Raw genomic sequence first — 18,318 nt, forward strand, 5'->3', positions numbered from 1 at the left:
CCAGATTATTCGAGTTCCATAACGGGATGGCCTTATGTCAGGGCGTGAAATGGAATATCTCCCAGATGGGGGATATAGGTTTGGCTCTACTGAACGAGGCGCGGCCGAGCCCTACTTGTCGTACTTCGGCTCCTTGTGCATTCTCTCCAGCACGAACTCGCGGAAGAGGTGTCCGCCGATGCGCGTGGCGAAGATGAGCCGGGCGGCAACGACGCCGGACTCCGGATCTACACCGCCCGGATACCACAGGCTGTGCGCGACGATCGGGCCGGAGAAGTCCGTGATGATCGGCGTGACGGTAAAGAACCGGTGACCGTCCTCATCGTGGCGCGCCGTCACCTCGGCCAGCAGCGCGTTCTCGATCTTCTTCTTCGCCGAGCAGCCGTGGCAGGGGATGTACCGCAGATCCTCGTGGAAGATCTCGCCCATCGCATAACGCATATTGCCGTTGATGGCGTTGACGGCGGCGGCCGAGCCGAAGCGCTGGCCGAAGCCGGGCAGGTCCGTTCCCCAGCCCTCGGGTTTGCCGCGCAGTTGGGTGTAGCCGGCGCGGACAATATCCGACTCGAAGGCCGGCAGACCGTAGCTATCGTTCAGATAATAGAGGAACTTATCTTTTTCCGAAGGCTGGTCGTAGGGACGTCCGTTGACGATCGCGAGTTTGCTGATGCGCAGCGCCTCGGCCTTTTCGTCCGGCGTCATGTCGGGCCGGGTCTTCAGTTGCGGATTCGGGTTATCGGGCGCGGTCGTCTGACCTGCGAGAAAGGCGGCAGGCAGAAGCAGGCTCAGGGCCAGCAGCGGTGTGGCGTATCGTCTCATCACGGCTCTCCCCTTTTTCTTCAAATTGCTGGATGGTTCGGTGCGGCTGGATGATCGTCGTTCGCGCTGGCCGTCTGAGTTTCAGGTCTCTCTCAGGTAGATGGCCGTGTAGTCGAGATAGTTGGAGGCATACTTCAAAATCAGCTCGCGGTCGGCGTCGCCGAGGGTTCGGCGTATCTTGCCCGGCACGCCGGCGACCAGCGTGCGCGGCGGAATGACCGTGTGCTCCGGCAGCACGGCGCCGGCGGCGACGATCGAGCCTTCGCCGATGCGGCAGTCGTTCAGAATCACCGCGCCGATGCCCACCAGCACCGCATCTTCGAGCACGCAGCCGTGGACGGTCGCATTGTGGCCGATCGTCACCATCTCGCCCACATGCACCGGGTAAAGATGACGCATGCCGTGGAGAACGGCGCAATCCTGCACGTTGGACCGCGCGCCGATGCGGATGGAGTTCACATCGCCGCGAATGACGGCGTTCATCCAGACGCTGGCCTGATCGCCGAGCACCACATCGCCGATCACCTGCGCGCTCGGGTCCACGTAGCAACCAGTCCCTACACTCGGCACGATGCCCTGGAAGCTGCGAATCATACGGCCATTCTAACCGCAGGCAGGCCGCGCGCCGGCGTCCGTCCGCCGGGAGCCGCGAAAAGTTACATAAGGTCGCGAGGTCACCCCATTTGGGAGACGCCTTATCGATACGAAAAACTTTATTTCGTTCCGGGCCCGACCTGACGTATTCTGTGAGGAGCCCATCTGGGCGGGATTGAGGTGTATCTCCAATGGCAGAGATTCGGGTTCAAGATGGTGAGCCCCTAGAAAATGCCCTGCGCCGCTTCAAGCGGAAGGTTCAGACCGAAGACATCATCAAGGAAGTCAAGCGTCACTCCTTCTATTTGAAGCCAGGCGAGAAGAAGCGCGTCAAGGAAGCGCTTGCCCGCAAGCGTAACCGCAAGAAGATCCGCAAGGAACAGGACTAATCTCCTGATTGCGTTATCCGATTGAAAATAAAGGCAGGCCGGCTCTTACGGGAGCCGGTCGCCGACTGTAGCACCCTGCACCAACGCTGTCGACTCCCCTCCCTGTACCGCCTCGACCCTAGATTTGTTTCAGCCTTTCGCAGTAAAGCTTTTGGGCCCCTGTTGCATTGGACTTGATTCGCCAAAGCTTGACCGCCCCAAGGCCACACTGACAAAAAAATGGCTACGGGCGATCATCCTTTTTCCGCACGATGGGAGAAGTGATATGGATTCTGCCAGCAGTACTTTATTCCAAGACCGGCTGTTGACCTGCCTCGACTGCGGGGGAGAGTTCATCTTTACCGCTGGGGAACAACTGTTTTTCCACGACAAACAGTTCAAGAACGACCCCAAACGTTGTAAACCGTGCAAAAGCCGCCGCGCCGGCGCAAGCGCCAAACCCGGCTCCGGACCCGCCGCCGCAGGCATCTCTCGCACCGAGACTCGCACCGAGTGCTCCGAGTGCGGCATCGAGACGACCGTTCCCTTCAAGCCCACGCAAGGCCGTCCCGTGCTGTGCCGCCAGTGTTTTCAGTTGAAGGCCGCCAAGCCGGCCGCAGCGGTGGAGCTGCCCGCCATTGCGCCGCCGCCCTCGCCCTTCATGGACCCGACCGTCTCGGCGCTGACCCAGGCCTCGGTCAGCGCGGAGGGTGTCGGACTGACGCAGGAGGCAGCCGTGCTGGCCGCGGTCTCCATGACGACCGCCCTGCCGAACTCCTCGGTCGCGACGGTTGCGGACCTCGCCTCCATCACCGGCGTCGCCTCTCATGGCGCCACGTCCGTATCGCCGGCAGGCGGATTGACCGATGCGGCTATTCAGTCGCTCGATTCCCTGCAGGCTTGAAACGCCGCCCCGGTAGGGGTAGGGTGTAGGGGATATGCACCCTGCAGCCCGCCCCACCGACCAGGACCTGCTCCGCGCGCGCCAGCCTCTCGGCGACTTCGAACTGACCGTCTGCACCGATGGCAGCTTTCTGCTGGATGGCGGCGCCATGTTCGGCGTCGTGCCGAAGACGCTGTGGCAGCGCCGCATGCCGGCGGATGAGAACAACTGCGTACTGCTGGGGCTGAACACGCTCATCGTCCGCACCGGAAGACACACGGTGCTGATCGAGACCGGCATCGGCAATAAGCAGTCCGCCAAGATGCAGCAGATTCACCGGAATCAGGCGCTGTTGCCGTCGTCGCTCGCCGCGGCGGGCATCCGGCCGGAGGAGGTGGACGTGGTCGTCAACACGCACCTGCACTTCGACCACTGCGGTTGGAACACGACGCTCCACCCGGACGGCTCGGTCACCCCGACCTTTCCTAACGCACGCTACTTCGCGCATCGCGGCGAGGTGGAGCACGGCCATCGGCAGCTCGACCGCGACCGCGTCAGCTACCTCTCGCCGAACTACGACCCGCTGATCGAATCCGGCCAGATGACGCTGCTGGACGAGGACTCGATCCGGCAGAATCCACAGATTGTGCCGGGCGTCTCGGTGGAGGTTTACCCCGGCCACACGGCGCAGATGCTGGGAATCCACATCGAATCCACAGGCCCCGGTGGAACGCGGCAGAAGGCCTGCTATATCGGCGATCTGCTGCCCACGGCGAACCACCTCGACCCAACCTGGGTGATGGGATTCGACCTGGACCCACTGCGCTGCATCGCCGAACGCAAACGTTACCTCAAGCGCGCGGTGGACGAGGACATCCTGACCGTCTTCACCCACGACCACCACACGCCGCTGGGGCGCATCGGCTGGAATGAGAAGGGTAAGCCGGTCATCGTATAGATCAATAGTCCCCGCTGGCGCCGCCGCCGCCCGAGCGTCCGCCGCCAAACTGGACCTCCGGCTGGGCAGGTTGCGGGGCCGGCGTTACCGAGTGCGGCGTGATCAGGCCAAGGAAGGACGAGCCGACGCTCATCGCATGGCGATCCCTGTCCGAAAGACGCGCCGCCGTGAAGCCATGGCGAACGCCGTCTGGCCCCTGCGCGAGCCACCGTCTGAGGTAGATGGCGACGCCAGCCAGTGCGACGCCCAGAAGCATAGGGTCCCAGGTGTGGCGCGGCCAGCCGAGGTAAGGCTTGTTGCTGATGAAGGTCAGGATCGTCGTCAGCGCGCCGGCCGCGAGGATGAGGCGGTCCTTCAGGCGAACGCCGCGCGCCAGGATGAGTGGCGGCAGGCACCAGATGAGCACCCAGGTCGTCCAGTAGAACAGCCCAGCGGATCCCTGGTGAAGGCGTCCGGGCATCCCCGGAGATCCCACGAGCGACATCAGGCCGAGCTGCGAGATCTGGAGATTGAGGATCAGGTAGAGGCCGAGCCAGAGAAAGGCCTCGGCGAGCGAGTAAGCCCCTTCGAGGTAATCGAAGCGGTGGCGGGCGCGAACGGGAGCGAATACGACCAATCCGGCGACGTATAACAGCGCGACGAAGAGATGCTGCACAGCCTGCGATGAGGTCCAGAAGCCGGGCAGGTAGTTGGCGAAGATCATCGCGGCGGGAAAGGCGTACCAGAGATGGAAGCGGCGCCAGATCCAAAGCGAAACGACGGCGCCGACGGCGGAAACGATCCACTGCGCCTCGTGCGAGGCTCGGACGCTGCTGAAAAACAGCATCTCCAGTCCAGAGCAGAGAAAGCCGACCGAACAGGCTGCGAGCGCCTCCTCGATTCCATGACGATACCAGCCCTTTTCCGCCAGAACCTCGGCCGCCGTATAGGAGACGGCCGCGAAGATCAGGAGCAGGAAGCCGGTGGCCGGTTGCGATGCTCTCGAAAGAAAGATCGCGAAGAAGAGTCCGACTGCGGCAGCCACGGCGATGACCGTAAAGACGAATAGCACGAGTCTCAGGAAGATATTGGTGGTGCGGAGGTCGGTGGCTGTCTCCTCTTCGAGCGCCTGTTGCTGCTCCTTGCTGAGATAGCCGTCGGCGGTCCATTCGGTAAGCAGCTTGCGGGCACGCAGCGCCTCTTCGCTCGATGCGGGATAGATTCTCACCTCTGCCTCCCGAAATGGCGCGCGATCTGGACCAGCGTTACGACCATTGCGATGGCGGTAAGGACAAAGTAGCCCAGGATGAAGGTCTCGTCCCTGGCGTCGTGGAGGAGCAGCCAACTGAGACCCACATAGCCGTAGACGGCGGCATAGGCGACGAAGGCAAACTGGCGGCGTCCCAGCCCCCATGCAAGCGAGGCGGCGCATGCGATGAGCAGACCGAAGAGCCAAAGTCCGTGGTCCTGCGAATCGAAGACCCCGGCAAGAATCGTCCAGAACAAAACATTGGCGGCGACGTTGAGGTAGGTGTTGAGAAAGTGCGGCTTCAGTTTGAAGCGCTGAAGCAGAGCGCCGGCGCCGCCGACCGACAGACAGTAAAGCAGGGCGTATGGCCGGTATGCCTCGCTCGGGCTATCCGGCCAGTGCGAGATCTTCAGCCCAAACCAACCCGCGAGCGAGGAGAGGGCGAGAGACAACACAAAACGATTGTCGAAGCGATAGGCGAGAAAGAAGAAAACCAGCGCCGTGATCAGGAGATAGAGATCCCACTGACCCGCGAGGACGTGGAGGCGGTTCTCCAGATAAGCCAGTTCCAGACACCACACGAGACAGCCGAGGTAGAGAACATAGTCGAAGATCGGCGTCGGCGCAGTACTCTCTGCCCGTGTCCATGCCGCTGCGCGGGAGAAGCTGTACCAGAAGGATGAGGCGAGAAGAAGGGAAAGAATGGTCAGGACGAGCACATCGCCCAGTTGCCGCGACCAGGTGGAGATCGTCCAGCCAAGCCCGGCAACGAAGGCCAGCATGCCAGCATAAAGGAGGGTGTTGAGTTCAAGCGAGAGGGAGACCGGCTCTCCGCGAGAGAGGCCCGCCAGATGCGCCTGCTCCTCCGTCGTGATGGCGCCCTGCTCCTTCCAGAGTTCCAGGCGAGCGAGGATCGTCATGGCGCTTTCCTTCTTCGGCCTCGGATTTAGAACAACATCTTGATCCGATTCCGATAGTACATGCCAGCCCAGGAAATCGATCCTCCTTCATGCGCCTCTTTCTTCCGGCGCCATGCTCCAGACGCAAAACGGCCCCGCTCACATGGGCGGGGCCGTTTGGAGGAATGAACGTGTGAATTACGCGATCTTGGCGGACAGTTCCTGCGATTGCGCCAGCGAACCGGAGAGGTTCAGGGCCAGCAGGCGGCGGTTGAGGGAGCGGGTGACGCCGGTCAGGCGGGCATCCTCCGGTTCGTGGGGGAGCTTGGCAAAGCGGCTCTTCTGCAGCGCTGCGGCGCGGGCCTCAGGGCCGGCGACCAGCCGGGTGACATGGCTGTGAGCAGCCAGCGACTGCACATACCGGCTCGGTTCTACCGGTTGGCGGAGTGCGGAGGGTGGGGCGTCGTACATGGGGATGTGCATGTGGACCTCCGGAGGCGCATCATCTTTTGTCGAACGTGGTGCGCTTCTCGTGTGCTTCTCTCTGTGCATCTCTAAGGGTGTAGGATGTCGAGCGCGAAACGTTCGTTGTATGGAAATTTTCCTGGGGTTATGTTTGTGAAATATACCGTATCGGGACATTGCCCGTATCAGGAATTTTTCAGCAATTTCGACCACTCTATAGATTCAAGTTTGCGCGCAGACGTTGCCAGGTGGTCTCGAGCGTTTCGGGCAGCACCCGCGTCTCGGCCGTCACGGTCATGAAATTCGTGTCGCCGAACCAGCGTGGTAACGCATGCAGGTGCAGGTGCTCGGCGATTCCCGCGCCGGCAGCCTCGCCGATGTTCATCCCCAGGTTGACGCCGTCCGGCCGGTAGACCTCGCGCAGCGCCCGCTCCAGCCGCTGGGCGGTCTCGATCAGCTCATGCGCCGCCTCGGCGGGCAGCCCGGCCAGCGTGTCCAGATGCTGATACGGAATCACCAGCACGTGGCCCGTGCCGTAAGGAAAGGCGTTCAGGCAGACGAAGACCGACCTGCCCCGCAGGACGATCCCGGCGGCCTTCTCGGCCTCCTCGACCGGCATGCCGTTGGCGACGTTCCAGTCCACGGCGGCGATCATGTTGCAGAAGACGCAACCTTTATCCTGATCGGCCGGCCAGGCGTCGAGCTGCTCCGGCACGCCCTTACGCGCCGATTTTTTCGCGCCGGTGATGTAGTTGTAGCGCCACGGAGTCCAGAGCCGGTCCATATGCTCCAGTATAGGTGCATGTATGTCTGTAACCGCACAGAGATTGGGCCGCCTCGGTTGACTGCCTATCCTCCGGCATATATGCTTTTGAGTGAGCCACTGCGTGTGGGATCCAAGTGCAGCCGCTCCTCTGCAGAGTTTGTTTCATTCTTGCCTGCTGGTGCTGGAACGAGGAAAGTGAACCCTGACGAGGCTTTCAAAGCTCTAACGAAAGGGATCGCTGCCAAGTTTTCGCCCGACGACAGAATGGCAGGAATGAATCTTGGACCCCGGAGTCCGCATCATCATGGTAGACGACCATAATTCTGAGTACATCGAGAGCAAACCCCTGAACACCGAACTGGAAACCCTAGCGCCTGAAGCGGCAGCGGAGCAGTCCCTGCCGACCGAGTCCACCCCAACCAACCACACCCCTGTCGCCGAGTCCGTCTCCGTTCCGGAGATCTCTGCCGCAGCCGAAGAAGAGCCGGATTACGAGGACGCGGACTTTGCCGCAGCCCTGGCGAACTTCGACCGCGAGCAGGCAGTCGAGTCGGCCGCAGCACAGAGCCTGACTGCCGAAGAGGTCATTGTGACCGGCACGGTGGTCAAGATCACCGACAAGCACGTCGTCGTTGACATCGGCCTGAAGTCCGAAGGTCTGCTTCCCCTGGATCAGGTTCTTGACGTCAATGGCGTCTCGAAGTTCCAGCCGGGCGATGCGGTCGAGGTCGTGGTCGAGCGCGAAGAGACCCATGGCGGCGGATACATCGTCAGCCACGAGAAGGCTCTGCGCCACAAGGTTTGGGACGTGCTCGAACAGGCGGCCAACGACAAGACCCCGGTCAAGGGTATGGTCCTCAGCCGCGTCAAGGGCGGCCTGACTGTCGATATTGGCATCAAGGCATTCCTGCCCGGCTCGCAGATCGAGGTTCGCCCGGTCCGCAACCTGGACGGCTACATCGGCACGGAGATCGAAGTCCGCGTCATCAAGCTGAACAAGAAGCGCGGCAACGTCGTGATCTCCCGCAAGGAGCTGCTCGAAGAGGAGCAGAACGCGAAGAAGTCCGTCACGCTGGCGACGCTGGAAGAGGGTTCGATCCTCACCGGCACCGTCAAGAACCTGACCGACTACGGCGCGTTCGTCGACATGGGCGGTCTGGACGGTCTGCTGCACATCACCGACATGAGCTGGGGCCGCCTGACGCATCCGCGCGACCTGGTCAACGTCGGCGACGAGATCCAGGTGAAGGTGCTGAAGTTCGACAAGGACAAGCAGCGCGTTTCGCTCGGCTTCAAGCAGTTGACGCCCGATCCGTGGCTCGACGCCACCGAGCGTTACCCGATCGGCGCGCAGGTTCGCGGTCGCGTTCTGTCGGTCACCGACTACGGCGCGTTCGTTGAGCTGGAGCAGGGCATCGAAGGCCTCGTTCACGTCTCGGAGATGACCTGGTCCAAGCGGATGAAGCATCCGTCGAAGATGGTCAAGCCGGGCGACGAGGTCGACACGATCATCCTCTCCGTCAATCCGAACGACCGCCGCATCTCGCTGGGCATGAAGCAGCTCCAGGAGAATCCGTGGGAGCAGCTCGAGGACAAGTACCCGACCGGCGCCATCATCGAAGGCCGCGTGCGCAACCTCACGGACTTCGGCGCGTTCATCGAGATCGAGGACGGCATCGACGGTCTGGTGCATGTCTCGAACCTGAGCTGGACCAAGCGTATCAAGCACCCCTCCGAGGTTCTCAAGAAGGGTGAGAAGGTCCGCGCGATCGTTCTGGGCGTCGAGCCCGAGAACCGCCGCCTCTCGCTTGGCGTCAAGCAGCTTCAGCCGGATGTCTGGGATACGTTCTTCGCCCAGCACCGCATCGGCGACGTCATCAAGGGTAAGGTTCTGCGCACGGCGCAGTTCGGCGCCTTCGTTGAGATCGCTGAGGGTGTCGAAGGTCTGTGCCATGTCTCCGAGGCTGTGGATGGAACCGGCAAGCCGGTGGACCTCCAGGTCGATCAGGAGCATGAGTTCAAGATCGTCAAGATGAACCAGGAAGAGAAGAAGGTCGGTCTGTCGATTCGTGCGGTTGGCGAAGAGGCAAGCCGCGCCGAGGTCGAGAGCTACAAGGAACGCGAGCATGGCGGCGGCGGCAAGAAGGGTTCGAACTCCGGTTCCAGCTCGTCGAGCTCCAGCTCCTCCAGCAGCACGACCCTGGGCGACCTGCTCAACTGGAAGCGCGCCGAGCGCGAGGATGCAGCCGGAGAGTAATCTCCCCGCAGCCTCCGCAAGGAACAGAAGGGCCACCCGGATCGGGTGGCCCTTCTCGTTTGCCGGAACTGAAATCCAGTGCCAGGCCAAGTGTGTGCCGCTACAGATCGAAGGCGATCTGCCCGATCAGCACGGCGTTCAGCGCGACGATTACGCCCACGATCACCCAGCCGGCGATGCGGGTCCGCTGCGTATTGGCGAAGCTCTCCATCACCGACGTGCGTCCGGTCAGGATCAGCAGTGGGATCAACGCGGCGGGCAGGGTGAAGCTGAGCACCACCTGCGAGAGCACCAGCACCTTCAGCGGGTCCCATCCCAGTGCGATCACCGCGATGGCCGGGACGATTGTGATCAGCCGGCGCAGGTAGATCGGGAACTTGATATCGAGGAAGCCTTCGATGATGACCTGTCCGGCCAACACGCCGACGGTCGACGACGACAACCCCGAGCAGAGCAGCGCCACCGCAAAGACCGTCGCCGAGAGCGGCCCGAGCAGCGGCCCCAGCGTGCGGTGCGCCACCTCGATGTCGGCCACCGGCTCCGCCAGGTGCGAGAACGCGACGGCCGCCATGACGATCATGGCGGAGTTGATGAGCCACGCCCCGTTCATCGCGATGAAAACATCGACCAGCTCGAAGCGCAGGTAGCGGCTGCGCATCGTCTTCTTGTCCGTCATGCCCGGCAGCGTCAGCGTCTTCAGCCGCGGCTGCACGAGCGCGGAGTGCAGGTAGATGACGTGCGGCATCACCGTCGCGCCCAGCATGCCGACGGCAAGGTAGATGCTCTCGTGGAAGCTCTTCGCACTGCCCGTCGCGAGCGTTGGGATCAGCACGTCGTAGGCGGCCAGCTTCCAGTCCGGGTGGACGAGGAAGATCTCCACGCCGTAGCAGATGCCAATGACGCCGACCAGCACCATGATCGCGCGCTCGAACCACTGATAGCCGAGCAGGTCCAGCGCCAGCAGGGCGAAGACCAGCACCGTCGTGATGAGCGCCGAGACCAACAGCGATCCGGTGCGCGAGAGTCCGTGCGCCAGCATCGCCGGACCGAAGAGCAGGTACATGCCAAGCGCGGCGCCCAGAAACTCGGCCAAGTCGGTGGCGATGGCGGCGATCTCGGCCGCGATCCAGAGACCGACCGCAGTCCGCCGCGAAAAGTGGGTGCGGCAGTTCTCGGGTAGCGTCCGCCCGGTCACGATGCCCAGCTTGGCCGAGAGGTACTGGATCAGAATCGCCATCGCGTTCGACCAGAGCAACACCCATAGCAGCCGGTAGCCGAAGGCGCTGCCGCCCTGAATATTCGTCGCGAAGTTTCCCGGATCGATATACGCAACCGACGCCACGAAGGCCGGCCCGAAGTACGACCAGATGCCGCCGGCACGCGGCTTCAAAGGCGCCGTCGTGCTGGCGCCGGCCGCGACTGTCGCGGGCGACGCTACAAGCCTCTCCCCACTGGGAAGCGATTCGAATTGAGAGGAGAGATCGGCCATGTGATTGAAAATGCGGGCACGGCTTCCTGAATTTAGGCAAGCCTATATATTAGGTATACCTAAATCTCTGAAATAGGTCAAACTGTAAGCTGGAGAACAGTGATGCCAGCACGGCGGCAGGCAAATGCGAACAGCGAGTCGGTGGACAACTACCTGAAGGCGATTCTCGTGCTGGGCGGCTCGACCGAGCAGCGGGTGACGAGCACGGCGCTGGCGAATCGGCTGGGCGTCGCGCCGGCGTCGATCACGAACATGCTGCAGAAGCTGGCAGTGGCCCCGGAGCCGATGGTGGAGTACGAGCGCCATCGCGGCGTACGGCTCTCGCCCGCCGGGCGGCGTCGTGCGCTCGAAATCGTTCGCCATCACCGACTGATCGAGACCTTTCTGTACGAGATTCTCGACTACCCGATCGAAGAGGTGCATGACGAGGCGGAGCGGTTGGAGCACTTCATCTCGGAGCGGTTCGAGGAGCGGATCGCTGCGAAGCTGGGCCATCCGAAGACCGATCCGCACGGCCAGTCGATCCCGACGATGGAGGGCCAGATGCCGGTGCGCGAGGCGATCTGTCTGAGCGAGGCGCTGGCCGGCGGCGCCTACGTGATCGACAGCGTGGGCGAGCGCGACGCGGAGACGCGGCGACGGCTGGAGGCGACGGGGCTTCGAGTCGGCATCAAACTGCAGGTGCTGCCGCGGACCTCGGCGGAGACCTGCTCGGTGAGCATCCGGCGCGCGGGGCAACCGGAAGACGCGATCGACCTGACGGCGGAGCTTGCCGGAGGCATTCGGATTGTGCCGTTTGGGATTTGATAAGCGATTCCGATAGGAAGCGCCGATCCGTTGGAGCATACTGGAGTCACGATGGCCGCAGCTCACACATTGCCGTTCAATGAGCCGTATATTTCGCCGCAGGAGTATTTGCGGACGAGCTACCGGCCTGATCGCGACTATGTGAACGGCCGGGTGGAGGATCGCAACGTGGGCGAGTGGGAACACGCCACTGTGCAGAAGATGCTGATGCGCATCTTCCTTACGAACGAAGAGGCATGGGGCGTCAACGCCATTCAGGAGTGCCGCCTGCAGATCGCCGAGGACCGGTTCCGTGTGCCGGACACGATGGTTCTGCGCGCGGGGCTTGAGATCGAGCGCATCGTCTACGACGTACCGCTGATTTGCATCGAGGTCATCTCGCGCGAGGACACCTGGAAGCGCCTGCAGGAGGTGCTGGGCGACTACCTTGCCTTTGGCGTCCCACACATCTGGGCTTTCGATCCGGAGACACGCAAGGCCTATCGCTACGACGAGCGCGGGTTGACGGTCGTAAACGGCGCGCTCTCCGTGCCCGGAACCTCCCTCGTGCTGCACGTGGACGAGGTCTTTCCCCGATAATTGTCCCCCAAAATGCTAGCTTGGAAGATATGAAGATTCTGGTGATCGGTGGCGGCGGGCGGGAGCACGCCGTGGTGTGGGCTTTGAGCAGGTCGGCGCGGGTGAGCGAGATCGTCTGCGCGCCGGGCAACGGTGGGATTGCGGCGCTGGCGCGGTGCGTGCCGTTGGACGTGTCGGATCTGGATGCGACGATCGCGGTCGTCGGCGATGAGCAGCCGGAGCTGGTGGTGGTTGGCCCGGAGGTTCCGCTGTCGCTGGGGCTGGTGGATGAGCTGACGGCGCTGGGCGTGCGGGCGTTTGGGCCGACGCGGGCGGCGGCGCGGCTGGAGTCGAGCAAGGGCTTCGCCAAGGAGTTCATGCAGCGGCACGGCATTCCGACGGCCGGGTACGCGGTCTGCGCCAACTACGCGCAGGCGGAGGCGGCGCTGGAGCGCTTCGCGCCGGAGGTGGTCGTAAAGGCCGACGGGCTGGCCGCGGGCAAGGGCGTCGTGATCTGCGCAAACCACGAGGAGGCGCTGGCGGCGGCGAGCGGGATGTTCGGCGGGGCGCTGCTCGGCTCGGCCGTGCCCACGCTTGTGATCGAGGAGTTCCTGACCGGCCCGGAGGTCTCGTTCTTCGCGGTCTGCGACGGCTTCAAGGCAGTGACGCTGGCCGCCGCGCAGGACCACAAACGCGTCGGCGAGGGCGACACCGGGCCGAATACGGGCGGCATGGGCGCCTACTCGACCGACACGCTGATTACGCCGGAGATGTCGGCCTGGCTGCTCGAAAACGTCGCCCAGAAGGTCGTCGACGGCATGCGCCAGGAGGGCACGCCGTTTCAGGGCATTCTCTTCTGCGGCATCATGATGACGCCCGCCGGGCCGATGGTGCTGGAATTCAACACGCGCTTCGGCGACCCGGAGACGCAGGCGATCCTGCTGCGGCTGGAGACCGATCTGCTGGCAATTCTGGAAGCCTCGATCGACGGACGCGCGGCTGAGTTGGAGATCAAGCTGAAGCCGGGCGCGAGCGCCTGTGTGATTGCGGCCAGCGGCGGTTATCCCGGCAAGTATCGCTCGGGCCTGCCGATCGCGGGACTTGAAGGGCTGGATGGGGATGGGCGCGTGGTCTTCCACTCCGGCACGGCGCTGGTGGACGGCGCGACCTTGACGGCTGGCGGACGCGTGCTCGCGGTGACGGCTGTCTCGCACGACTTGAAGGACGCACTGGCGAAGGCGTACGAGGCGCTCGATGCGATCCGGTTCGAGGGGATGCAGTTCCGGCGGGATATCGGGTGGCGCGCGCTGGAGGCGTAGGCACAAGAGGCAGCAACAAAGATAAAAGCAGGTCCTTCGCTGCACTCAGGATGACAAGCGTTTTGGGTTGTCGCCTGGGTATGGCGGGCGATCCAGGCGGGTTCGGAGCGTGGTTACTCCAAATCCCGTCACCAAATCCGTCATCCTGAGCGAGCGAAGGACCTGCGTTTTGTTCAGGTTGGCAACGATCTACCCCTGAAACCGGCTAGCTCTTGGCAGGCGTGGAGCTGGCCGCTGGCGCCGCGGCGGGAGCTGCGGCGGCAGGCGCGCTCGACTCGGACGACGATGCGGAGCCCGAGGTCTTGGTCTCGCTCGAAGGCTTGGCCGAGGCGTATCCATCGGCGTACCAGCCGCCGCCCTTGAACGAGATGGCCGGGGCGGAGAGCACGCGCGCCAGCGGACCGCCGCAGAACGGGCAGGTCGTGATCTCGGGGTCGGAGAACTTCTGGATCTTCTCCGTGCGCTTGTGGCAGGCGGAGCATTCGTATTCGTAGAGCGGCATGGGCGATTCCTTCGTGTGTTCCAACTCTAGCTTACCGAAGTTACCCGCCGAATGCCCGCCGATACAGTATTCTGGGCGCACACACCTCATACGACCGGGCCGCAAATGACCTCCGCCGTCCGCACGAGAGTCCTGATCACTGCTATCTGCCTGCTTGCGATCCTATCGCTCGACGTGTGGATCCACGGGTCGAAGGCCGCCGCGCTCTTCAGCCGCATGCACCTTCATGCATTGCACGCACTGGAGCATCCGTTCTGGGACTCCGAGCCCTATGCGACCGGCATCGACAGCTACCTCGCGGGCCGCTCACCGTACACGCTCGACGACCTGAACAACCCGCTTCCCTTCGCGTATCCGCCGGTCTTCGTATGGGCCGGCGCGGCGCTGGCGCATCTCTTCCCCGCGACCTGGGGCTGGCGGCTGTACATCGCGGTCAATCTGGGAAGCATTCTGGTGCTGGAGTGCGCGCTGGCGTGGCTGCTGCTGGGCGCGGTGCGGCGGCGCCAGTGGGTTGCGCTCGCGTGCATGACGCCCTTGTGCAGCATCATGTCGACGGTTTTTCTCTCCGGCAATATCCACGTCGTCTGGTACGCGGCGGCGCTGCTAGCGGCGATCCCCGCCATCCGCCGGAGGCAGTGGGGTTGGTTCTACGCGGTCGCGTTTCTGGCCGGGGTGAACCAGCCTATCTTTCTGGTTCTATTGCTCTTCCCCATCTTCGCCGGACGCCGGCAGTACTTCCCCGCAGCCGGCGCCGTGCTGGCCACGGGCGCCGTGTACCTGGGAGAACGGCTCTTCGTTCCGGAGATGTACAGCCGCTTTCAGGCCTCCATCGCCAACCATCTGGCGGCCTCGCACGACTTCGGACAGGGCGTCTTCGGCATCGCCGCCGTGCTGCTGGCGCGCGTCCACGTCTCCAGCACAAGACCCGCCGTCGCGATCCAGCTCGCGTTTGCGGCTGCGGTCTACTTCACGCTGCTCTGGCTGCGCGGTCGTATTCCGGTCAACGACCGCCGATGGTGGGCGCTGCTGGCGCTGGCGATCGTGCTGATCAATCCGCGCATCATGCCCTACGACGCTGCGCTGGGTCTGATACCGTCGATCTACTTCTTCCTGTACGCGCTGCGGCCACGTTGGCAGGCGGCGATCGTACTGCCGGTTGCGCTGGCGAGCGTGGCGCTGCACAGCATCGTCGGCTTCACACTCGTGCTGCTGACTGCGTTCTGCGTAGGCGTCTGGCAGGCTGCGGGAGAACGGGTGTTCGAGGGGCCGATGGTCGGCGAGGAGGAGACGGCTGGGAAAGTGGCGGTTTCCGCATAAGCAAACGCCAAAGCAGAATCCTCTGCGAGGACGACAACAAGAAAACCAACCGCGTGTGCTCCTGAGCAGAGCGTGGCGCAGCGGAAGGACCTGCTTCTCTGCCCGTACAGGCGAGAAGCAGGTCCTTCACTACGTTCAGGATGACAGTTTGTGGGTTCAGGGTGACGAGCTTGCGGGGCGACTCTTAGCTGCCCAGCTCCACCAGCCGCACGCTGGCGATGGCTTCCACCTTCTTCAACGCGGCGAGCGCCGTTCCAGCGGCCGCCGGGCTCGGAACGTCGATCTGCACGACGGCGAGCGCCTGTCCCTGCGGAACCCTGCCCGCGCGCGTGCTGCGGCCGAGGGCGAAGTTGGCGATGTTGATCTGGTGCTCGCCCAGGATCGTGCCGATGCGTCCGACCACGCCAGGTACGTCGTGGTTGCGGATCGCGACCAGCGTGCCGTGCAGCGGCGCCTCGATATCGATGCCGTCGTAGCTGAGCAGCCGGGGGCTGGTGCCGTGCAGCACCGTCGCCGAGGCGCTGGTGTCGCCCGTCGAGCTGTGCAACACCACCTTCAGCACCGAGCCGACGCCGCCCGAGGTGAACTCCTTCTTGTCCTCCTGGATGCGGATGCCGCGCTCCTCCGCGATGGCCGCCGCGTTGATCCGGTTGACGGAGTTGCCGCCCTCGGTGTCGGCGAAGATGCCCGCAATCACAGCGTTGCGAATCAGGTCCGTCTTGCCCGCGGCGATGCGGCCGGTGTAGGAGATCTGGATGTTCTCGAGGTTCCCCGGCGCGGCGTGCGAGAGGAAGTGTCCGAGCCGCTCGGCCATCTCGATGTACGGCGCCACCTCGATGTACTCCTCGTGCGAGAGCGACGGCAGGTTGACCGCGTTCTGCACCACGCCCAGCTTCAGGTAGTCGCGCACCTGCATGGCGAGCTGGATGCCGATGGCCTCCTGCGCCTCGTCCGTCGCGCCTGCAATATGCGGCGACAAAAGCACGTTCGGCAGGTCGAAGTAGGGCGAGTTCTTCAGCGGCTCCTGCGTGAAGACGTCGAGCGCCGCGCCGCCGACCTGGCCGGACTTCAGCCCCTCGACCAGCGCCTCGTCGACGATCAGCTCGCCGCGCGCGCAGTTCACGATGCGGATGCCCTTCTTCATGATCGCGATGGAGTTCTTGTTGATCAGGCCTTCGGTCTGGGTCGTCAGACCGACGTGCAGGGTGAGGTAGTCGGAGGTGCGGAAGAGCTCGTCGATCGAGACCAGCGCGACGTCGTTCTCGCGCGCGATCACCGGCGCGACGAACGGGTCGTAGCCGATCAGGTGCATGCCGAAGGCGCGGGCGCGGCGGGCGACTTCAAGCCCGATGCGTCCCAGGCCGACGATGCCCAGCGTCTTGCCGCGCAGCTCCGAGCCCTGCAGGGACTTCTTGTCCCACGTGCCGGCGTGCATGGTCGTGTTCGCGCGCGGAATCGAACGCGCCATCGAGACCATCAGGCCGAGGGTCAGCTCGGCCACGGCGACGGCGTTCGCGCCGGGCGTGTTCATGACCACGATGCCGTGGCGAGTAGCGGCGGCGGTGTCGATGTTGTCGACGCCCACGCCGGCGCGGCCGATGACCCGCAGCTTCGGCGCGTGTTCGAGCAGCGCCGCATCGGCCTGCACGGCGGACCGGACGATGAGCGCGTCGGCGTCTTTCAGTTCTTCGGCGAGCGAGCCTTTGATCTTGTCGGCGGTGATGCAGCTCCAGCCGGGCTCTGTCTGCAGGATGGCAAGGGTGGCAGGGGAGACTTTCTCAGCAAGGACAATCTTCATGGGGCGGACGGGGCTCCAGACTTTCAGGTCGAACGATTTGACTGCTGCGTCCAGTGTATCGGGATTGCCGCCCTTACGAACCCGGTACCGCGTTGCCCCGTCTATTTGTGCAAGGTTGTCGCGTATTCCTTATCCAGTTGCTCGATCAGTTGCTTCAACGTCATCAGCCGGAGGCACATCCTGGCAGAGCCGATCATCAGCTCATGAGCGTCCGGCTGGCTCATCCTGCTGAGGGAGTCCTTCTTGCCCGGCTCATTCGCCGCGACGAGAGGCGCAGCCAGCTCGACCTGCGCGGTGAAGATCTTCACCGCCTCCGTGTCGACCAGTTCCTGCTGGTTGTACGCGTCGGCGTAGCTCTGCACCTCTTCCGTAGGCATATAGGTGAGCGCGCCCGTATCGCGGGCAGAGCGCCAGGCCGAATCGTTAAACGACGACCATTTGAAGGTGAAGTGCATCTCGTTGTTGTCCAGAGCATGCGAATCGCCAAGGTAGGCGCGCGCCTTCTGCATGTTGACCTTCATATTGTCGGCATCGGCCTGGACATTGACGGTGTTCGCCTTGGCCTCCGTGGAGTTCTGTTCCAGCTCGTGATGAATGTTCTCGCGCGCCTCGGCGACGAGGTGGCGATGGTGCATCCACTCGACCGAGCCCTCCAACCCGAGCGCGATCACAAGACCGATGGTGATGGTCGCGATATGAATGAAAAAATCTCGCCAGCCGTGAACGGAGGAGTGCGGAGGATGTACGTCAAGCATCGTGGAGGCCCCTTGCCGAGTGGGTTCTGATGCCTTCAGCTTAACTCATGCAGAGACGCCGGGGCTGCTATTTTGCCGGCCAGAGACGAGCGGCACGAAGCTCAAAGCCCTGAACCGGGCCGCTGCCCTGAATTATCTCCGGGCGAAGCAGCAACTCCGGTTCCCCGCCTGGACGGTAGATGACTACGTTGCCGTCAAGGGGATCGACCAGCCACGCAAGCTGCGCGCCGTTATCCAACCACGTCTGCATTTTGGCCTCGAGCAGCTCGCGGGAGTCGGTGCCCGAACGAACCTCGATGATGAACTCCGGGCAGAGCGGCGGGAAGCTGGCCTGCTGCTCCGATGTCAGAGCATTCCAGCGCGTGAGGGATAGCCACGCGCCATCCGGCGAGAGACACGAGCCGTCCAGAAGGTTGAAACCCGCATTTGGGGAGAAGGAAACCCGCATTTGGGGAGAAGACAATACCCGTTCCGTCATCCGCACCCCAGACAACGAGTGCAGACGAGACGTGCCCTTCATTCGAGCCGTCAATGCC

19 protein-coding genes are annotated in these 18,318 nt (G+C 63.4%); 8 read left to right on the forward strand and 11 right to left on the reverse strand.

Translation table 11 applies throughout. The features are described from left to right. Positions 1–111: 111 nt before the first annotated feature. Both CHB87_RS02075 and CHB87_RS02080 read right to left on the reverse strand, forming a co-directional pair. On the reverse strand, positions 112–819 hold the full coding sequence (locus CHB87_RS02075) for a hypothetical protein (RefSeq protein WP_089406714.1): 708 nt from the start codon (positions 817–819) through the stop codon (positions 112–114). Positions 820–900: 81 nt separating this feature from the next. Next, the gene (locus tag CHB87_RS02080; RefSeq protein ID WP_089406715.1) at positions 901–1,413 is read right to left on the reverse strand and encodes a gamma carbonic anhydrase family protein; all 513 of its coding nucleotides are present in this window, start codon (positions 1,411–1,413) and stop codon (positions 901–903) included. Between the two features lie 191 nt (positions 1,414–1,604). On the opposite strand from CHB87_RS02080, the gene rpsU reads away from it, so the two are divergent. The 3 genes from rpsU to CHB87_RS02095 all read left to right on the forward strand — a co-directional run bounded on the left by rpsU (position 1,605) and on the right by CHB87_RS02095 (position 3,622). Then, a complete protein-coding gene (gene rpsU / locus CHB87_RS02085; RefSeq protein ID WP_089406716.1) occupies positions 1,605–1,802 on the forward strand; it encodes a 30S ribosomal protein S21 in 198 nt (65 codons plus the stop codon). Between the two features lie 265 nt (positions 1,803–2,067). Continuing rightward, a complete protein-coding gene (locus CHB87_RS22520; RefSeq protein WP_245817766.1) occupies positions 2,068–2,685 on the forward strand; it encodes a zinc-ribbon domain containing protein in 618 nt (205 codons plus the stop codon). A 34-nt stretch (positions 2,686–2,719) separates the two neighbouring features. Continuing rightward, entirely contained in the window at positions 2,720–3,622 is a 903-nt protein-coding gene (locus CHB87_RS02095; protein WP_089406717.1) for an MBL fold metallo-hydrolase, read from the forward strand. A gap of 1 nt (position 3,623) precedes the next feature. On the opposite strand, the gene CHB87_RS02100 is transcribed toward CHB87_RS02095, so the two are convergent. The 4 genes from CHB87_RS02100 to CHB87_RS02115 form a co-directional block, all read right to left on the reverse strand. Beyond that, entirely contained in the window at positions 3,624–4,829 is a 1,206-nt protein-coding gene (locus CHB87_RS02100; RefSeq protein WP_089406718.1) for a hypothetical protein, read from the reverse strand. Next, positions 4,826–5,770 carry a DUF2157 domain-containing protein gene (locus CHB87_RS02105; RefSeq protein ID WP_089406719.1) on the reverse strand — a complete coding sequence of 315 codons (945 nt, stop codon included), beginning with the start codon at positions 5,768–5,770 and terminating at the stop codon, positions 4,826–4,828. Before CHB87_RS02105 ends, CHB87_RS02100 begins: the two co-directional genes overlap by 4 nt. A gap of 177 nt (positions 5,771–5,947) precedes the next feature. Beyond that, positions 5,948–6,232 (reverse strand): hypothetical protein, encoded by a 285-nt coding sequence (locus tag CHB87_RS02110; protein WP_142988165.1) that lies wholly within the window; start codon positions 6,230–6,232, stop codon positions 5,948–5,950. Positions 6,233–6,428: 196 nt separating this feature from the next. Then, the gene (locus CHB87_RS02115) at positions 6,429–6,998 is read right to left on the reverse strand and encodes an HIT family protein (protein WP_089406721.1); all 570 of its coding nucleotides are present in this window, start codon (positions 6,996–6,998) and stop codon (positions 6,429–6,431) included. A gap of 286 nt (positions 6,999–7,284) precedes the next feature. Between CHB87_RS02115 and CHB87_RS02120 the strand changes: the two genes are divergently transcribed. Then, on the forward strand, positions 7,285–9,237 hold the full coding sequence (locus CHB87_RS02120; protein ID WP_089407482.1) for a 30S ribosomal protein S1: 1,953 nt from the start codon (positions 7,285–7,287) through the stop codon (positions 9,235–9,237). A 100-nt stretch (positions 9,238–9,337) separates the two neighbouring features. On the opposite strand, the gene CHB87_RS02125 is transcribed toward CHB87_RS02120, so the two are convergent. Next, positions 9,338–10,726: an Nramp family divalent metal transporter gene (locus CHB87_RS02125; protein ID WP_089406722.1), complete on the reverse strand. Its 1,389-nt coding sequence runs from the start codon at positions 10,724–10,726 to the stop codon at positions 9,338–9,340. Positions 10,727–10,828: 102 nt separating this feature from the next. On the opposite strand from CHB87_RS02125, the gene CHB87_RS21760 reads away from it, so the two are divergent. From CHB87_RS21760 to purD, 3 genes are read left to right on the forward strand one after another with little or no spacing between them, the layout of a single operon-like run. Next, positions 10,829–11,533, forward strand: a complete 705-nt coding sequence (locus tag CHB87_RS21760) for a metal-dependent transcriptional regulator (RefSeq protein WP_142988166.1) — start codon at positions 10,829–10,831, stop codon at positions 11,531–11,533. Positions 11,534–11,584: 51 nt separating this feature from the next. Continuing rightward, positions 11,585–12,112: a Uma2 family endonuclease gene (locus CHB87_RS02135; protein WP_089406723.1), complete on the forward strand. Its 528-nt coding sequence runs from the start codon at positions 11,585–11,587 to the stop codon at positions 12,110–12,112. 29 nt (positions 12,113–12,141) lie between these two features. Continuing rightward, positions 12,142–13,410: a phosphoribosylamine--glycine ligase gene (purD, locus tag CHB87_RS02140; RefSeq protein WP_089406724.1), complete on the forward strand. Its 1,269-nt coding sequence runs from the start codon at positions 12,142–12,144 to the stop codon at positions 13,408–13,410. A 205-nt stretch (positions 13,411–13,615) separates the two neighbouring features. Here purD and CHB87_RS02145 read toward each other — a convergent pair whose 3' ends face one another. After that, positions 13,616–13,912, reverse strand: a complete 297-nt coding sequence (locus CHB87_RS02145; protein WP_089406725.1) for an FmdB family zinc ribbon protein — start codon at positions 13,910–13,912, stop codon at positions 13,616–13,618. A gap of 51 nt (positions 13,913–13,963) precedes the next feature. Here CHB87_RS02145 and CHB87_RS02150 point away from each other — a divergent pair, with 51 nt between their 5' ends. Further along, positions 13,964–15,229: a glycosyltransferase 87 family protein gene (locus tag CHB87_RS02150; protein WP_142988167.1), complete on the forward strand. Its 1,266-nt coding sequence runs from the start codon at positions 13,964–13,966 to the stop codon at positions 15,227–15,229. A 184-nt stretch (positions 15,230–15,413) separates the two neighbouring features. On the opposite strand, the gene serA is transcribed toward CHB87_RS02150, so the two are convergent. The 3 genes from serA to CHB87_RS02165 form a co-directional block, all read right to left on the reverse strand. Next, positions 15,414–17,027 carry a phosphoglycerate dehydrogenase gene (gene serA / locus CHB87_RS02155; RefSeq protein ID WP_089406727.1) on the reverse strand — a complete coding sequence of 538 codons (1,614 nt, stop codon included), beginning with the start codon at positions 17,025–17,027 and terminating at the stop codon, positions 15,414–15,416. 101 nt (positions 17,028–17,128) lie between these two features. Then, positions 17,129–17,782 carry a hypothetical protein gene (locus CHB87_RS02160; RefSeq protein ID WP_089406728.1) on the reverse strand — a complete coding sequence of 218 codons (654 nt, stop codon included), beginning with the start codon at positions 17,780–17,782 and terminating at the stop codon, positions 17,129–17,131. 67 nt (positions 17,783–17,849) lie between these two features. Further along, positions 17,850–18,302 (reverse strand): Uma2 family endonuclease, encoded by a 453-nt coding sequence (locus tag CHB87_RS02165; RefSeq protein WP_089406729.1) that lies wholly within the window; start codon positions 18,300–18,302, stop codon positions 17,850–17,852. Between the last annotated feature and the right edge of the window lie 16 nt (positions 18,303–18,318).

Origin of the sequence: Granulicella rosea (assembly GCF_900188085.1) — a bacterium.
GTDB lineage: Bacteria > Acidobacteriota > Terriglobia > Terriglobales > Acidobacteriaceae > Edaphobacter > Edaphobacter rosea.

Bases quoted from the DNA above. Each gene is read 5' to 3' on its own strand.
- CHB87_RS02075 (WP_089406714.1), bottom strand. From the start codon at position 819: ATGAGACGATACGCCACACCGCTGCTGGCCCTGAGCCTGCTTCTGCCT.
- CHB87_RS02080 (WP_089406715.1), bottom strand. From the start codon at position 1,413: ATGATTCGCAGCTTCCAGGGCATCGTGCCGAGTGTAGGGACTGGTTGC.
- rpsU (WP_089406716.1), top strand. From the start codon at position 1,605: ATGGCAGAGATTCGGGTTCAAGATGGTGAGCCCCTAGAAAATGCCCTG.
- CHB87_RS22520 (WP_245817766.1), top strand. From the start codon at position 2,068: ATGGATTCTGCCAGCAGTACTTTATTCCAAGACCGGCTGTTGACCTGC.
- CHB87_RS02095 (WP_089406717.1), top strand. From the start codon at position 2,720: ATGCACCCTGCAGCCCGCCCCACCGACCAGGACCTGCTCCGCGCGCGC.
- CHB87_RS02105 (WP_089406719.1), bottom strand. From the start codon at position 5,770: ATGACGATCCTCGCTCGCCTGGAACTCTGGAAGGAGCAGGGCGCCATC.
- CHB87_RS02110 (WP_142988165.1), bottom strand. From the start codon at position 6,232: ATGCACATCCCCATGTACGACGCCCCACCCTCCGCACTCCGCCAACCG.
- CHB87_RS02115 (WP_089406721.1), bottom strand. From the start codon at position 6,998: ATGGACCGGCTCTGGACTCCGTGGCGCTACAACTACATCACCGGCGCG.
- CHB87_RS02120 (WP_089407482.1), top strand. From the start codon at position 7,285: ATGGTAGACGACCATAATTCTGAGTACATCGAGAGCAAACCCCTGAAC.
- CHB87_RS02125 (WP_089406722.1), bottom strand. From the start codon at position 10,726: ATGGCCGATCTCTCCTCTCAATTCGAATCGCTTCCCAGTGGGGAGAGG.
- CHB87_RS21760 (WP_142988166.1), top strand. From the start codon at position 10,829: ATGCCAGCACGGCGGCAGGCAAATGCGAACAGCGAGTCGGTGGACAAC.
- CHB87_RS02135 (WP_089406723.1), top strand. From the start codon at position 11,585: ATGGCCGCAGCTCACACATTGCCGTTCAATGAGCCGTATATTTCGCCG.
- purD (WP_089406724.1), top strand. From the start codon at position 12,142: ATGAAGATTCTGGTGATCGGTGGCGGCGGGCGGGAGCACGCCGTGGTG.
- CHB87_RS02145 (WP_089406725.1), bottom strand. From the start codon at position 13,912: ATGCCGCTCTACGAATACGAATGCTCCGCCTGCCACAAGCGCACGGAG.
- CHB87_RS02150 (WP_142988167.1), top strand. From the start codon at position 13,964: ATGCCCGCCGATACAGTATTCTGGGCGCACACACCTCATACGACCGGG.
- serA (WP_089406727.1), bottom strand. From the start codon at position 17,027: ATGAAGATTGTCCTTGCTGAGAAAGTCTCCCCTGCCACCCTTGCCATC.
- CHB87_RS02160 (WP_089406728.1), bottom strand. From the start codon at position 17,782: ATGCTTGACGTACATCCTCCGCACTCCTCCGTTCACGGCTGGCGAGAT.
- CHB87_RS02165 (WP_089406729.1), bottom strand. From the start codon at position 18,302: ATGAAGGGCACGTCTCGTCTGCACTCGTTGTCTGGGGTGCGGATGACG.